The organism is Desulfosarcina sp., assembly GCF_055467485.1.
The window spans coordinates 1-15,508 of the sequence record NZ_JBUOIV010000021.1 but is presented as its reverse complement, the minus strand read 5'-3'; the positions used below and the strand labels follow the sequence as shown (position 1 = coordinate 15,508).

The following is a 15,508-nucleotide window of genomic DNA, read 5'->3' as shown; positions in this document are numbered from 1 at the left end:
GCCATCAGGCAAGCATCCGGCGATCGGGCAGTCAGCAGATCAGTGTTCGTGAGCCGCCTCAAAATTTTCAGGGGCTGCCTCGAGTTTGAGGTAACGTTCACCCAACGTGTAAAGGAGCAGGGCCACGGCAACAGCCAGTAGCATCACCAGCCATTCGTAGACGCTGGGGAAATAGCTGATATACTCCGGATATTGCTCGGCCTTGGGGCCAATGGGGCGGCTCTGGCCGGCCAGCAGGATCTCCATGTGCATGGCCAGGGTTCCCAACAGAACCAGACCGGATGCCAGAATACGGCTGGCATGGGCGGCACGGATCGAGGGAATTGCCATCAGGACAAAGGGTAGCAGCAGGCCGATGAGCACCTCGGTGTTGAGCTTGCCGATTCCGCCGAACGCCTGGGCGTACTGCCGGTAGTTCAGGAAATCCGGAATCACGGTTGCCGATTCGATGGCCACTTTAACGAAGGTGAACACGATGACGGTGCCCAGCGTGTAAGTAAAGATGCGGGTAATGTCGTCGCAGATCGAAGCCTTTGTTACAGAAAGTTCGTTACTGCCGATTTTCGAAAGTGCCAAGTTGTAGAACAGGCACAGGGCAGAGCCGCTTAAAATTGCCATCATGAGGCAATAGATGGACATCACCGGACCGAAATAGGTGACCCGTGATTCGGTCAGGCCGAACACCGAACCGATCATCAGGGGTGCCACGATGGCGGCGACAAAAGAGATATGGCCTAACGCCTTGCTGAACGGACTGTGCCAGTCGCCTGCATGGAGTCTCCAAAACTTGAGGATCAGCACCACTAATTCGACGCTGTAGATAAAACCCATCCACCAGATGGGAGAACTCAGATTGGGGGAAAGCATGATGTAATACATGTTGAACACGTCCCCCAGTTCCAGGCCGATGGAAACAAATCCGCCGACCAGCGTCGCAATCGCCAGAAATACCAACCGCTTGGCCAACGGTTCGAACTTCTTGACGCCGAAAACCAGCGGCAGTGAAGCCAGCAGCGTCAATCCCGTGCTGGTCAGGGCCAGGTAGATGTAAACACCAAGCGGAAGCGACCACATCAGCACGTCGTTGGCGTTGAACAGGTAATGACCTTCAGTAAATAACCGGAAAGCGGCGTATAGCCCGGCAACGATGGCCACGCCGATCAAACCCAACCAGGCAGTATAGGCTCCTGTGTTTTGTTTCATCACACACCTCCTTTGGTCGGCTGGTAGTGGGCCGGGTTGAAATCCCGAATATAAAAGACATGCGGGTTGGTTCCCAGCTGCTCGCGCAACCTGAACGGCCGGAATTTTCCGAGCAGTCTACTGACTTCACTGCTGGGATCCGATACGTCGCCAAAGACCCGCGCATCAGCCGGGCAAGCCTCCACGCAGGCGGGCAGCAACCCCCTCTTGACGCGATGATCGCAGAAGGTGCATTTTTCCACCACGCCCTTGTGTCGGATACCAGCAAGGGTTTCATCGCGCTCCGGGTTGTAATTGGGAATCACCTTGCCGCCGGCCTCGCGGGTCATTTCGGCTGGTGAATAGGTTCCCCCTTTGATCAACGCGTTTTCCTGCCGCCAGAAAGGATGCGGTTGGCGCCAGTTGAAATAAATCACGCCGTAAGGGCAGTTGAATTCGCAATACTTGCAGCCGATGCATTTCTTCGAGTTGTGCATGGTGATGCCGTTGTCCAGCTTATGCATCGCCTGGGTCGGACAGCCTCGAACACAGGGTGCATTTTCGCAGTGGTTGCACAACGTGGGGATATAATGGTAGCGGACATTGGGGAACGTTCCCGAGGTTTCGGTAATTTTGTTGGACCAATAGATCCCATCCGGGACGTTGTTTTCGCTGCGGCAGGCGAGGCTGCAGGCGCCGCATCCGACGCAACGTTGCAGGTCGATGACCATGGCATATCTGGGCATTTGATTTCCTCCTAGATCTTTTCGATTTTCACGCGGGTTCCGGCGTGGCGGACGGTGCTGCCGCTCAGCCGATCATAGACCGCGGGGATCAGGTCGTTGTTGTTGCCACCCCGAGGGACTTTGCCGAATACTTTGGCGGCCAACCGACCATAGGCCCAGTGACCTTGGCCGTAGCACTTGGCCAAGGTTCCCGGCTGCACCCCTTCCCACAACTTAGCCGTACATTCGATCCTGCCGGTGGGAGATATAAGACGAATACGGTCACCATTGCCGATGCCAAACTTCTTCCCATCCACCGGGTTGATCTTCGCCACATCCTCCCAGGCTTCGTCGCCAGGATCCAGGTCCTTGAAATCATAGTACCAGGGGCAGTTGGCCGAACGGCCTTCACGGTTGAGACGGGATTTGTGATCCACGAACAGCAGCGGGTATTCCTTGGGATCGCCGGATGTCCAGGGTTCTTCGTAGTGGGGAATAAACGCCTGCTCTCCCCGTGCCTGGTAATCGCACACCTCCATCACATGATCGACGGTGGTATTGTGTTTTTCGGCATGCTTTTCGAGTGCTTCCTTCAAGGTCTCGCTGTAGAATTCGAACATGCCGGTTTTGGTGTCCATCTTGCCCCAGCGTTTGCGGAAGGGATAAGGATCGGAATTCCAGACGCCGACCTTTCTGAACTCCTCCCAGCCGCTGAACTTGTCACCCCCTTCATGAACTGCCGGATCCCAAAGCTTGTGGGTGGCGTATTTCAAGGCGTAGAGGGAGAACTCGCCGGCATTGGTAGGCTCCTTTCCGGTTTCGGGATCCTTGTAGGTCTTGTAGTGCCGGAGAAGGTTGTCGAAACCACGCTCCGCCAATTTTTCGGCGATCAGCCAGGGAATTTCGGTTTCGTCGGTCTTGTAATCACCGACCCTCTTGATGATCGGTTGCATCAGGGTGACATGGCGGTGGCCGTTTCCATGCACCTTTACGTAGCCCCATTTCTCGAAGAGATGATGGGTGTTGGGGAGCAGGATGTCTGAGAACCACGAAAACTCCGAGGCGTTGGTGGTAATGTGGACAACGAAGGGAATCTTTGAAAGCGCACGCTCCCAGCGTTCCGGTTGACCACACGAAAAGGAGAAGTTGTTCATATAGCCGACGGCCACCTTGATGTCATTGGGGTCTTCATTGAGAATGCCGTCGGCGGCATTGTTGGTGACGACTCCGCCGCCGGATTTACCTTTGTTGAGCGCAGGAAATTCGAGACGGCCGCGATGATCGATCTTGCCGTGTTTCTTGCCGGCCTTGGCGATGTCGTCCAAGAAGTCGTCCGGTTTGGGGAACGAGGAGGTATATTCCTTGTTGGCTTTCATGGTGCCGCCGACGTTGTCTACGGATCCAACCAAGCCGTTCAGGGCATGACAGATCATGCTGGCATAGCCGCCGCGCACTTGCATCACCGGGCCGCCGCCGACCCAGGAAATGGCATGGGGTGCTGCGCGCCCGTAATCGAAGGCCACCTGGCGGATCTGCTCGGCGGGAAGGCCGGTCCGGGTAGCGGCCCACTCGGGGGTTTTGTCCTTGAGCTCAAGGTTCCACCATTTTACCAGACCGTGGGTGTACTTCTGCTCGAAATCCTCTTCCAACACCTCCTGACCGGTCTTGAAGCGATTTTCACCATCTTTGAAATCACCAACGAATTCACGGTACCAGAGCCCTTCGGTGAGGATCACATGGGCAATGGCCGCGGCCAGGGCGCCGTCATGGCCCGGTTTGACAGGCAGCCAAACATCGGCCTTTGCGCCTGTGGCTGACAACCGGGGTTCGACGACGGCTATATGGGCACGGTCGATGACGGTGCCCCATGCGCTGGAATAATAGGAAACCTGGCGATTGGCGGCCAGGGGATCGGCTCCCCAAATCAGGATGTAGCGGGCGTTTTCAACGTCGTACTGGCGGTAGTCCCACAACCCTTCGGTAAAGTAGGGTCCGAACTTTTCGGCCTCGGCACAGATGGCACTATGGGAGATATTGTTTGGAGAACCGATGATTTTGGTCATCCGGTCATAAATGACGTCGCGCATGTAGGTGTAGCGGCCGCGCATAAGCATGTACTTGTGGGTTTCATTGTTGTTGCGCAGTTCCATAATCTTGTCGGCGATGGTGTTGAGCGCTTCATCCCATGTAATGGGAACGAACTGCGGATCTTCATTGCGCCCTTTTTTAGGATTAGTCCGCTTCAGGGGGGTTCGAATGCGATCCGGATCATAGACCTGCTGAATCGCCAAATGAGGCCGTGGGCAACTGGCGCCAACATTGACCTTTGAATGGGGGTTGCCCCTGACCTTAACTGCCCTGCCGTCGATGACATACACCTGCTTGGAACACCATGAGGTGCACCCCTGGCAGGTCGCCGGCAGCCACTGGCCCATTCCCTGGCCCTGGGCTCCGATCGATGCGGCCAGGGCTTTCAGTTCGAACGAAAGCCCTGAACCCGCTGCGACTGCCGCTCCGGTGGCTGCCGACGCTTTGATGAACGATCGACGCGACAAATTGATATTGCCGAGAAAATCCTTCATCAACGATTTGCGTTCCTTTTTTTCTCTGTCCATGTTCACTCCTTCGTCGTTAATCGATTGTTACCGAGTTACCAGCAACCAACCTGATGGGCACTCCAATTTTAACCCGTTAAATTTGGGGGCCCTCTGGATCCGGTTAATTCGTTTAGGATACATTTCAAGAAATAATGCAGTTCATCCGGATCGACGGGTTTATGCAGGCAGGCGAACAGATGATGGCGGATGGCATCTTTTAAATCCGGATGGTAGCGTTCTCTGGAGGTGCACAGAAAGCAGGTGGAAGGATAGGAATGCGTGAGGAAGCGGATCGTTCGATTGTCCAACGGCACGCTGTCGAGATCTAATATCGCCGCCATGCAAGGATCGGCCAACAACGTTTTCAACTCTTCCAGATCCCTGCAGGTGGCGGTTCGATAATCTCCCTCTTCGATGATGCGGCGGATCGCAGCAACATCTTTTGAATCGTCTCCCATGACGGCCACCAGATTTTTCGGTTCGGGGCTCGTTTTCATCGGGTCTCTTGGTATATCGTCGATATCCGGTCTGCTTGTTCAATTATTGCGACCTTTGGTATCGCAAACCAAATGCCACAATGTGGTAATTTAATAAAAATATTCTGTCGCAGCTTGATAACTAATGCTGGATAAGTTCCAACACCTTGAAACGGATGATATTTCTATAGAAAGAAAAGGTTGGCCCTTATTACAAGGGGGCGCCCTGCAGGAATCGACCCTTTTTTTGAAAAGCGTTACCGCCAACAATCAATCGTCCGAAAATCGGACGCATTAAGAGTTAAAAATTGGATTACATATAAAAACAATTTATTATACCGTCCTGTTTTCGGACGCCTTTTCATCAAAACGACAGTCGTCCGGACAAGTCAGCAAATCCTTGCCTCAGCGCTTATTTGTGGAGATACCTTTATTTCTTTAGTGCGTGGAGGTCACGATTGCCCAGAAGTGACTGAAGATACAAAACACGACTCACATCAGGGAAGATAGGTCGGGGGATAGGCATGGATGGGGTTTTAGTGAAGGGTGGGATTCACGATCTGGAGGCGTTTGAGCTTTTCATAAAGGGTGCTGCGGCTAATGCCCAACTGCCGGGCGGCCTCGGCTTTGTTCCAGTCGCAGGCATCGAGCACTTCCCGGATCAGCCGTTCTTCGGATTTGACAAGGCTGGGCGGGGTAATGGAAGACCCGGAATCGATTGTTTCAACGATAGCGGCGGGAAGGTCCTTCAATTCAATGAGGGAATCCTTGGCCAGCACCACGGCATGCTCGATACTATTTTCCAGTTCACGGACGTTACCCGCCCAGGTATTGTCGATCAGTTTGCGCATGGCCTCGCTTCTGAAGCCCACAACCGGTTTGTCCTGCTCTTTGGAGAACCGCTCCAAGAAATGCTGTGCCAGGATATGGATGTCTTTGGGGCGCTCCCGGAGCGGCGGCAGTTGGATAGGAATAACGTTCAGGCGGTAAAACAGATCTTCCCTGAATCGACCTCGTTTGACCTCCTCCGACAGGTTCCTATTGGTCGCGGCAATAATACGTACGTCCACACGTATGGACTGGTTACCGCCCAATCGGTCGATGGTCTGCTGCTGCAGAACACGCAACAATTTAGTCTGGGCCACGGCATCGATCTCGCCGATTTCATCCAAAAATACCGTGCCGCCGTCAGCCTGTTCAAATCGACCGATTTTTCGACGGAGCGCTCCGGTAAACGCCCCTTTTTCGTAGCCGAAGAGCTCGCTTTCCAGCAGGGTACTGGGGTAGGCCGTGCAGTTGATGACGACAAACGGCTTGCCGGCGCGATGGCTTCTTTCATGGATGGCCCGGGCAACCAATTCCTTGCCAGTGCCGCTCTCTCCCAGGATCAGCACCGTCGTATCTGTTGGGGCGACGTCCTCGATCAATTTAAAAACCACCTGCATTTTGGGGTCTCGGCCGATCAGGCCGCTGAATCCAGATTCGACATCGATACGCTGCCTCAACTCCCTTAATTCTTCTTCGTAAAAATTTGCCCGATGGATGGCGCCGGCTGTCTGATGCAGGATCATGGTGACGACATCCAACTCATGCCGTATACAATTACATTCTCCGGTGCAGGCAACCACCATGGCTCCGATTAGCAGGTCGTGATGCCGTATGGGAAAAAGGGCAAGTTGCTCGGCCGAATTCAGAAAATCCGGTAAGTTCAACTGGTCGATGTCCGGTTGCCGAAAAAATGTCAACTGTTCTTTGCTACTGAAACTGTCAACCATTCTGTCGTAAACATCCTGCCCCAGTTGCAGCGTCTGCTGCTGGCTGGCGAGGGTGACGGATCGCATGGCATTGTTGAAAATCATCATATTCAGGTTACGGCATACCACCACTTGTCTGAGGGTTTTGATCAGGAATCTACAAATCTGATCGAGTTTTGGAAAGGCGGCAATCTCCTGTGAGATCGAAAAGGAAGTCTCGAGCTGTTTATGAGCCCGATCCAATTCCTGGTTTTTCATTTCCAACTGGCGATTCGATTCCCGGAGGCGCTGGGTATAATCCTGCAACCTGATGAGCATTGAGTTGAAGGCGGCCGTCAGCTTGGTGATCTCCTGCCTTCCCCTTATGGTGAACTTAGTGTCCAGATTACCTTCATCGATTTGTTCGGCATAGTTTGCCAACTGCCGCAACGGACGGGTCAGGCGACTGATCATCCAGTGACTTATCAACAGAGCGAACACCAGGATGCCCAACGTGATCACACTCATCTGCATCCACAGTTGCCGGACCTGTCTCCGATATGGGGCTTCGGAAAGCCCGATTCGCAGTGTTCCGGCCTTTCCTCCGAAGATCGGATAAGCTACATCAATATATCGGCTACCGTTTTCGGAAATAATCTTTTCAAGCCTGGCGTTTTCTGCGCTTTCGACCTTATTGGCGTGAATCAGGTGGGCCGGGATGCCATCATTGAAAGTATGCGTCAGCAATTGGTCCCCACGTAGCACAAAAAGATAGGCCACCATCGGGTCGCTGGCTATTTGGTCATCCAGCATTTTTTGGAGAGCGACAAGATCGTTGATCAGTATCTTATCGGCGGCTTCGAGGGAGAGTTGATGGGCGATATTTTCGGCATGGGCCGCCGCGCCGTCAAGGAGGCTGACACTATACCTGTGGGCAACCAGCTGCGATATGACGACCCCGGTGGCGATGACAAGAATCGCCACGGACAAGAGTAATAAGTTTTTAAGACTCTTGGGCAGCATTGTCCTTATTTCCTTCAATCGTTACCTGTTCGAGCATCGCTTTGACCGGGGTATACCACTCTGATTGGGGAGGTGCGAAATAATCGATCATCAATTCATCGAGAATGCGCTTTCCCTGCTGATCCTCATGCATGGATAAAATCATCTTTTTGAGGGCTACTTTCATTTCTGGATCCAATGTCTTGGAAACAACGAGCGGTGGGCTCCCAAAGGGTTCTGATTTTTTGATTACGCGCGTTTTGGAGGAATAAAACGGGTTTCGCTGCTGATAGTATTCCCACATGTGACCGTCGACGGCAGCGCCGTCAACCAGGTTTTTAGCAACCGCCATGATCGCATTGTCATGGCTGTACGTATAGGTGAAGCTGCGAAAAAAGGTTTCCGGTGTGGCACCGAGCTGCCTGAGCCAGTAGCGCGGGACCAAGGATCCAGTATTGGATTCCGGGTCGGTAAAAGCGAAGTCTTTTCCTTCAAGATCGGTAAGTGATTGCAGATCGCTGTCCTTATTTACGATCAAATAGGAATGATAAAACGGTTGGCCGCGTACGATGGGGGTGGCGATGGCTTCGATCCTGTAGCGGTCGGCCCCAGTGGCGAATGGACCGGTACAGATAAAAGCCAGATCAATCTGCCGTTTAGCCAGCAGTTCGTTGACTTCGCCATAGGTCTTGCGCTGGGTCAGTTCGGCGTCGTGTCCAATTTTCGAGGCCAGATATTCGATGAGTTCCTGGTAATAGATGGTGGTTTCCTTTGGTGATATCATTGCGGCAACGGCGACTCGAAGGACGGGCCGATCGTTTTTTTGCACGATGGGTTGGGTTACATTCATCTTTTCAGAAAAATTGATCGGTTTGTATTCGGTATCGCCGCTACAGGATATCAATAGAAAACAAGGCAGCGCGATCCTAAAACAACAGGCCGCAGACCTAAGAATGGATGATAAATGAGAATCCTTCATGGTATTAATTCTCTTTTTAGTAAACCGCTGCAATAACCACTGCGCCCCAAAGAAAGGCCGGATCGTTCGATGGCTTTCAATGCCACATAGTGGTATGTATACGTTAATGAGCTTATTTAGCAAGTAAAAATGCCGGGTGTTCAGAATTCGTCGTTGACAATGCTGTAAAAAGAGCGTTAATTAATTCGTTAATTAGCGAAATATAGGTTTTAGAATGAGGCAGATTGTCCGAACGACTAAGGCGCTGGCTGACGAGAACCGAATTCGGATATTAGGTGTCCTCAGCGGGCGTGAACTCTGCGTATGCCAGCTGATTGCACTCTTATGTCTTGCGCCTTCAACCGTATCCAAGCATTTATCGATACTAAAAAATGCACGCCTGATCGACAGCCGCAAACAGGGCCGTTGGATGTACTATCGACTGGCTGGTCAGCGTGTTTCCAGAGCCAATGCCGAGGTGACTGCCTGGCTCCTTCGATCGGTCAGCGAAACCGACAGATTTTTACAGGACAGCCAGCGCATCGAAGAAATCCTCAAAATCGATCCGGAAATCTTGTGCAGTCAGCAAAATCGATCGGGTTCTTGTGAAACCGGTAGCTGATCATACTTTCGAACACCCAAAATAAACATCAGTAAACTATGAACAAGAGATTGAACATTTTGTTTTTATACACCGGCAACTCATGCCGCAACCAGATGGCCGAAGGGTGGACGAATTCTTTGAAAGGTGACGTTATCAATTGTCGGTCGGCAGGCATTGAAACCCATGGGCTCAATCCGATGGCCGTTAAAGCAAGGGCCGAAGTTGGTGTGGATATCTCCCATCACCAATCGCAACTCGTCGATGATTATCTGGACGAGGCATGGGATTTTGTTATCACCGTTGGCGGCCATGCCCATGAAACCTGTCCGATATTTCCAACAAAAGCCAAAGTCGTTCATGGTGGGTATGATGATCCCCCGGCTCTTGCCAAGGGAGAATCCACTGAAGAGGGAGCCATGGCTCATTACCGCCGGGTTCGGGACGAAATCCGTGAATTCGTCGAATCCATGCCTGAATCGCTGTAAAAATAGACAGAAATGGAGAGAATCGAACAATGAGCACAGATACTGTCAATACCAACGAACGTAAAATGACCAGTATTTTCGAACGCTACCTCTCCCTGTGGGTGCTCTTGTGCATCATTGCCGGCATCCTGCTGGGAAAAATCGCTCCCGACGTGGCCCGGACCCTGGACGGTATGGCCATTACGGTGAACGGGGCGCCGGTGGTCTCCATCCCCATCGCCATCTGCCTGTTTTTCATGATGTACCCCATCATGGTCAAGATCGACTTCGGCGAAGTGATCAAAGCCGGAAAGAGCGGCAAACCGGTTTTTCTGACCCTTTTCATCAACTGGGCCGTCAAACCGTTCACCATGTATGCCATCGCCCTGTTTTTTCTCGGTACGCTCTTCTACGGCTTCATCGGGCCCGATGCGACGGACCTGGTGAAGATGCCCTTCGGCCTGGACCTGCCCGTAGGCGCCGAGCATGGCGCCGGCACCGTGATCATGGCCGACGGCATCAAGATGCTGGAAGTGCCCCTGTGGCGCAGTTACCTGGCCGGCTGCATCCTGCTTGGCATCGCGCCGTGCACGGCCATGGTGCTGGTCTGGGGGTTCCTTTCCCGGGGCAACGACGGCCTGACCCTGGTGATGGTGGCCATCAACTCGCTGACCATGCTGCTGCTCTACGGTGTGCTGGGGGGCTTTTTGCTCGGTGTGGGGCGGTTGCCCGTGCCCTGGCAGGCCCTATTGCTTTCCATCGGCATCTACGTGGCCCTGCCCCTGGTGGCCGGCTATTATTCCCGACGCTGGATCATCGCCGCCAGGGGCGTGGCGTGGTTCAAGGATAAATTCCTGCATGTGCTCACGCCCATCACCATCATCGCCCTGCTGCTGACCCTGGTGCTGCTCTTCTCTTTCAAGGGGGAGGTGATCCTGGGCAACCCCCTGACCATCGTCTGGATCGCCGTTCCCCTGTTTATCCAGACGGTGCTGATCTTCTGCCTGGGGTACGGGCTGGCGCGACTGCTGAAACTGCGCTATGCGGATGCCGCGCCGGCGGCCATGATCGGGGCGTCAAACCATTTCGAGGTGGCCATCGCCACGTCGACCATGCTCTTCGGACTCTCCTCGGGTGCGGCCCTGGCCACGGTGGTGGGGGTGCTCATCGAAGTGCCGGTAATGCTCATGCTGGTCAAGGTCTGCCTCAACACTCAATCCTGGTTTGTGCCGGGAAACAAAGGCGTCTGATCAATATATTACAGTCACCCGAGCGTCTGGCGTCCTCTATCCACCATGGGCTAACGCTTCGTTGCGCGGCGCTGGCCGGAAAGACTGCCGGCTATCCGTGGTCCGGGTGTTTTCTGCATCGGACAGGGGAGTTGGCAACTGCGAAGGCGCATATTCGCTATGCAATTGGTAAATTTACGGATGAGGGCGTTGTGGGTAACAATAGGGTTCCATCGCATTGAAACCATCTTTACCAACCGCGACAGTGCCGGCACGCCCCGAAACCATTGTCCACAGGGTGATCGATGCCTGTGCCGATTGCGATACCTGCCGGTTCCTGATGAACGAAGACTGTTTGTTCTTCCCGGCGCTTTACCGGCTGGTTGATCGGGAGGCCGCTACCGGCCGGGCTGCCAATGATCGTGAACTCAGGCAATTGACGCAATGGTGCACCCTTTGCGGGCTGTGCCCTTGCCCCAAGATCCGTAACGAGGTGATTCGGGCCAAATCCGCCTATGTCCACCAGCGCGGCATGCCCTTTGGTCATCGCCTGCTGGCGGATGTTCAGCGCTTCGGGCAGATGGGTGCCGTGGCCCCAATGCTTTTCAATGAGGCCATGTTGACAGGCCCGCTGGGGCGGATTGTCAAACGTCTGGCCGGCATTCACCCCGAGCGCCGATTCCCGCGGGTACCAAAAGTGAGCTTTTTCGCCTGGGCCCGTAGGAAAGGCCTGTGCCGCATCCCCGGCCAGCACCACGGTGTGGCCTACTTTGCCGGCTGCACGGCGGGATATCTTTTTCCTGAAGTGGCCCGGGCGGCGGTGACGGTTCTGCAGTGCAACCGCACTCCCGTTTATGTTCCGAACCAGCAGTGCTGCGGCATGCCCACCCTGGTGGAAGGCGATTGGCCGGCCACCCGCCGGCGAGTGCAGGCCAACCTCGACGACCTGCTGGCGGTCCGGCGCATGGGGCATGACCTGGTTTGCTCCTGTCCTACCTGCGGATTTTTGATGAAGGTGCTGCTCAAGGAGGGCGCCTATCATTCGGACGCCTATCAGCAATCAGTGGGTGCCGGGGCGAATGAGATCAAGATTCCGGAAGGTGGCGCTGAGGGACAGTTCCTGCACCTCAATAAAGCACTTTACGGGAAGATGCTCCAGGACGATGGATTGTTTCATGACCTCGATCCGCTTGATCGCATCAGTCTGTCTGGTGGACTTCTCGACGTCGGTGAATATCTTCTGAACCTGCTCGACAAGCAACGCCTGAATGTTCGCTTCGATCCGCTTGAAAGCCGAATGGCCTATTTTACTCCCTGCCATCAGCGAGAGCAGAAGGTTGGCAATCCTTATGCGCGATTGCTCGCCTTGATCCCCGGGCTGATCGTCGAGCAGGTGGGCGGCACCATGGACTGTTGCGGTATGGGCGGCAGTTTGGGCTTTAAAAAGGCCTTTCATGCATCTTCCGTAGCTCTTGGCACCCGTCTCGTAGCCAAGATCACTGCCTGCGACCCGCAGGCAGTAATCACCGACTGCCTGAGCTGTCGGCTCCAGTTGCAGCATCTGACGTCCTATGCGGTTTTTCACCCGCTGGAAATCCTGGCCCGGGCCTGCAAGGGCGCACCGTAATGAATTGAAGCAACGCGGCGGACGCCTGGTAGAACCGAGGCTTGTCGGTACTACCCACGCATTTGGCGTGCAAAATATCAAGCATGTGGCTGACGGAATTGCATCGCCACGGCCTTGACATAATCAAGCCCATTTTACCTTCTGGAACCGTTGGGTGGTCAATCTAACGGGTGCGCTTCCAGAAACGATCAAGCGCAACGCACACGTATTAATTCGCTTTACGTCTCGTCTCGACAGACCGGCAGAGAGATGGTGAAGGCGGTGCCCTCTCCTATCTGGCTCTCCACCTTGATGTCCCCGCCATGGTCCTTGATGAAGCCGTAGCAGACCGACAGGCCCAACCCGACACCCTTGACGCTGTCGGTCTTGGTGGTGAAGAAGGTCTCGAAAATCAGGTCCAGGTGTTCATCCTTGATGCCGATGCCATTGTCCGAAATGGTGATGTGCACGAAATAGTCGTCCCCTTCGGTCGCCACCGTGAGGCGGCCGCCTTCGGGCATGGCATCACGGGCGTTGGAAATCAGGTTGATGAAAACCTGGCGAAGCTGGTTCTTGGAGGCAAGGACCTTGCCGAGATGGCTTGCGAAACTGTGCACCACCTTGATGGAGTGCTCCCAGAGCTGCTTTTCATATAAGAGGAGGATTTCGTCAAGTATCGTGTTGATGTCCACCGGCGCCCGCTCCTCCTGGTCCGGCTTGGAAAAGGACAGCATTTTTCTCAGCATGTCCGTCACGCGTACGGTTTCGGACAGGGACATCTCCAGCAGTTTGCGGCGTTTGTTGCCCACCGGGATTTCGGTCTTCATCAATTCCAGGGTGTTCATGATTCCGTAGAGCGGGTTGTTGAGCTCATGGGCGATCTGGGAGGTGAGCCGGCCCATGGCGGCCAGTTTTTCCGATTGCAGGAGCTGTTCCTGAGTATTGTGGAGCTTGCGTTCCATCTTCAACTGCTCTTCCAGATCTACGAATATGCCCACCGAAGCAATTTCCCGGCCTGAGTCATCATAGATGATGTTGGCCGACAGGTTGCCCTCTACGGGACGCCCGTCTTTGCCCTTGAACGTCATGGGGTAGGAGCGCAGTTTGCCCTTGCCGCCATAGTCATCGCTGCGCATCATGCGCATCACCTGGCGCGCCATATCCCCGGGATACAGGTCGCGCACGTTCATTCCCCCGATCGTCTCCGAGGCTTCATACCCCAACGTCTCTTCGGCACCCTGGTTCCAGATGATGATGTTGCCCTTCATGTCCGTTCCCATGATCGCGTTGGGAGAACTCTGGATGATGTTGTTCAGGAAATCGTGCGCCTTTTTCAGCTCCTGTTCCATTTTTTTGCGCTGGGACTGGTCCACGCAGATGCCCTCGTAGCCCAGCACCTTGCCTTTGGGGTCGTAGCGAACGTGGGCGGTGAGCAGGACGGTAATGGGGGTGCCGTCTTTTTTGCGAAAATCCACCTCGTAATCGATGACCCGGCCGTTCTTCTCGATCATCTGCTGGAATCGGGCGCGATCGTCGGCCCTGAGGTAGATGTCACGCGCCAGGTCCTGGTCAAGGAACTCGTTTTTGTCTTCATACCCCATCATATCCAGCAGGGCCGGGTTGGCATCCAGAAACTTGCCCTCCTTGCTGCTGATGTAGACGCCGGCAGCCATGTGCTCGAAAAGGCTGCGAAAGCTCTCGCGGGAGGTCTTGAGCCGGTATTCCTGATCCTTGCGGTGGGTGATGTCCCGGTAGAGGCTCAGCTTGGATATGCTGCCGTCGGTATTGTGCAGGGGGATTTCCAGCAGGTCGTAGGTCTTGTCCACCATGGGCACGTAGACCTCTTCGTGGGTGTTCCGCTGGTTGTCGAAGACTTCCTCGGCCCGGCACCAGGGGCAGGGCGCGGCGGTGTGGTTGATCACCTCGTGGCATTTTTTGCCGACGCCGTCGCCGAACACCCGGATCATGGCCTTGTTCATGAATTCGACCACATAGTTGTCGTTGACGATGTAGATGCCGTCGGCCATGGCATCCAGAACAGCGGTCAGTCCGTGGGCTTGATTGACATCCATTTAAGTTCTCTTGGACTTCCTATAAGGGTAAACGGTTGAGGAAGATGGATCCCTAAAAAGTCCTCAATCATGTCATTCCCGCGCAGGCGGGGTACGTAGCGAAGCTTCAGCGCTATCTGTAAGTATATCTGGATCCCCGCCCATGCGGGGATGACAATAAAGAGGACATTTCGACTTTTTACGGGTCAGTCGAGGAAAGACGGTTTAACGTTCGGCGTTCATCGGCCCCAGTGATTTCACCGTCTCGGTCATCTCGCAGGCGATGCGTGCGAATTCAGGGGCCATGGCCGATGAGAGGTTGAACATCTGTACCCGTGAACCGTCGATACCGATATCTTCCAGGGTTTTTCTCACAAAATCAACTTTTTTGCGCGTTCTTCGATTTCCTTCCAGGAAATGGCATTCTCCGTCCATTCACCCGGCCACGTAGATGCCGTCGGCCCCGGCCTCGAGGCCCTTGAGCAGGTGGATCACATCCACCCGGCCCGTGCATGGGACCTGGACCACCTTGACACTGGCCGGGTAGTTCAGCCGCATGGAGCCGGCCAGGTCGGCGGCCGCATAAGAGCAGTATTTACAGCAGAAGGCCAGGATTTGCGGGTCATTATTAGCCGTCATGGTTCCCTCCGTTATTTGGGCTGCTAAGCTGTTTAGCCGTTAAGCCGGTGGGTATTGCGGGATGCCTTATTATTGTCACGGTAGAAAACCGCTCCCCTATTGCCACCCAAGCGCGCCCCAAAACGATTTTTTTCCTTGACACCTGATTTGAGGCTTGAGTGTTTTTTCCGACTTCCGACTTCCGACTTCCGACTTCCGACTTCCGACTTCCGACTTCCGACTTCCGACTTCCGACTTCCGAC

12 protein-coding genes are annotated in these 15,508 nt (G+C 54.4%); 4 read left to right on the top strand and 8 right to left on the bottom strand.

Translation table 11 applies throughout. From position 1 onward, the window contains the following. Positions 1-39: 39 nt before the first annotated feature. The 6 genes from nrfD to ACZCED_RS11790 all read right to left on the bottom strand — a co-directional run bounded on the left by nrfD (position 40) and on the right by ACZCED_RS11790 (position 8,694). Positions 40-1,203, bottom strand: a complete 1,164-nt coding sequence (gene nrfD, locus ACZCED_RS11815; protein WP_462971435.1) for an NrfD/PsrC family molybdoenzyme membrane anchor subunit — start codon at positions 1,201-1,203, stop codon at positions 40-42. Further along, positions 1,203-1,928 (bottom strand): 4Fe-4S dicluster domain-containing protein, encoded by a 726-nt coding sequence (locus tag ACZCED_RS11810; RefSeq protein WP_464860853.1) that lies wholly within the window; start codon positions 1,926-1,928, stop codon positions 1,203-1,205. The genes nrfD and ACZCED_RS11810 overlap by 1 nt, the downstream gene beginning before the upstream one ends. A gap of 11 nt (positions 1,929-1,939) precedes the next feature. Beyond that, a complete protein-coding gene (locus ACZCED_RS11805) occupies positions 1,940-4,522 on the bottom strand; it encodes a molybdopterin-dependent oxidoreductase (RefSeq protein ID WP_464860852.1) in 2,583 nt (860 codons plus the stop codon). A 68-nt stretch (positions 4,523-4,590) separates the two neighbouring features. Then, entirely contained in the window at positions 4,591-5,001 is a 411-nt protein-coding gene (locus ACZCED_RS11800; protein WP_462968754.1) for a hypothetical protein, read from the bottom strand. A gap of 515 nt (positions 5,002-5,516) precedes the next feature. Next, positions 5,517-7,736 carry a sigma 54-interacting transcriptional regulator gene (locus ACZCED_RS11795; protein ID WP_462968753.1) on the bottom strand — a complete coding sequence of 740 codons (2,220 nt, stop codon included), beginning with the start codon at positions 7,734-7,736 and terminating at the stop codon, positions 5,517-5,519. Further along, positions 7,717-8,694, bottom strand: coding sequence for a substrate-binding domain-containing protein (locus tag ACZCED_RS11790; protein WP_462968752.1), 978 nt, complete (start codon positions 8,692-8,694; stop codon positions 7,717-7,719). The genes ACZCED_RS11795 and ACZCED_RS11790 overlap by 20 nt, the downstream gene beginning before the upstream one ends. A 214-nt stretch (positions 8,695-8,908) precedes the next feature. Here ACZCED_RS11790 and ACZCED_RS11785 point away from each other — a divergent pair, with 214 nt between their 5' ends. The 4 genes from ACZCED_RS11785 (at position 8,909) to ACZCED_RS11770 (ending at position 12,597) form a co-directional block, all read left to right on the top strand. Continuing rightward, a complete protein-coding gene (locus tag ACZCED_RS11785) occupies positions 8,909-9,295 on the top strand; it encodes an ArsR/SmtB family transcription factor (protein WP_462968751.1) in 387 nt (128 codons plus the stop codon). Positions 9,296-9,345: 50 nt separating this feature from the next. Further along, positions 9,346-9,762, top strand: a complete 417-nt coding sequence (locus ACZCED_RS11780) for an arsenate reductase ArsC (protein ID WP_464860851.1) — start codon at positions 9,346-9,348, stop codon at positions 9,760-9,762. Positions 9,763-9,791: 29 nt separating this feature from the next. After that, on the top strand, positions 9,792-10,991 hold the full coding sequence (gene arsB, locus ACZCED_RS11775) for an ACR3 family arsenite efflux transporter (protein ID WP_462968749.1): 1,200 nt from the start codon (positions 9,792-9,794) through the stop codon (positions 10,989-10,991). Positions 10,992-11,310: 319 nt separating this feature from the next. Further along, the gene (locus tag ACZCED_RS11770; RefSeq protein ID WP_464860850.1) at positions 11,311-12,597 is read left to right on the top strand and encodes a heterodisulfide reductase-related iron-sulfur binding cluster; all 1,287 of its coding nucleotides are present in this window, start codon (positions 11,311-11,313) and stop codon (positions 12,595-12,597) included. Positions 12,598-12,815: 218 nt separating this feature from the next. Here ACZCED_RS11770 and ACZCED_RS11765 read toward each other — a convergent pair whose 3' ends face one another. After that, complete coding sequence (locus tag ACZCED_RS11765; protein WP_462968747.1) at positions 12,816-14,648, bottom strand: PAS domain-containing sensor histidine kinase; 1,833 nt, start codon at positions 14,646-14,648, stop codon at positions 12,816-12,818. Between the two features lie 204 nt (positions 14,649-14,852). Further along, positions 14,853-15,266, bottom strand: coding sequence for a hydrogenase iron-sulfur subunit (locus tag ACZCED_RS11760; protein WP_462968746.1), 414 nt, complete (start codon positions 15,264-15,266; stop codon positions 14,853-14,855). Between the last annotated feature and the right edge of the window lie 242 nt (positions 15,267-15,508).

Coding starts and splice junctions, on each gene's coding strand:
- ACZCED_RS11810 (WP_464860853.1), bottom strand. CDS start 1,928: ATGCCCAGATATGCCATGGTCATCGACCTGCAACGTTGCGTCGGATGC.
- ACZCED_RS11785 (WP_462968751.1), top strand. CDS start 8,909: ATGAGGCAGATTGTCCGAACGACTAAGGCGCTGGCTGACGAGAACCGA.
- ACZCED_RS11805 (WP_464860852.1), bottom strand. CDS start 4,522: ATGGACAGAGAAAAAAAGGAACGCAAATCGTTGATGAAGGATTTTCTC.
- ACZCED_RS11790 (WP_462968752.1), bottom strand. CDS start 8,694: ATGAAGGATTCTCATTTATCATCCATTCTTAGGTCTGCGGCCTGTTGT.
- ACZCED_RS11770 (WP_464860850.1), top strand. CDS start 11,311: ATGAACGAAGACTGTTTGTTCTTCCCGGCGCTTTACCGGCTGGTTGAT.
- ACZCED_RS11795 (WP_462968753.1), bottom strand. CDS start 7,736: ATGCTGCCCAAGAGTCTTAAAAACTTATTACTCTTGTCCGTGGCGATT.
- arsB (WP_462968749.1), top strand. CDS start 9,792: ATGAGCACAGATACTGTCAATACCAACGAACGTAAAATGACCAGTATT.
- ACZCED_RS11800 (WP_462968754.1), bottom strand. CDS start 5,001: ATGAAAACGAGCCCCGAACCGAAAAATCTGGTGGCCGTCATGGGAGAC.
- nrfD (WP_462971435.1), bottom strand. CDS start 1,203: ATGAAACAAAACACAGGAGCCTATACTGCCTGGTTGGGTTTGATCGGC.
- ACZCED_RS11765 (WP_462968747.1), bottom strand. CDS start 14,648: ATGGATGTCAATCAAGCCCACGGACTGACCGCTGTTCTGGATGCCATG.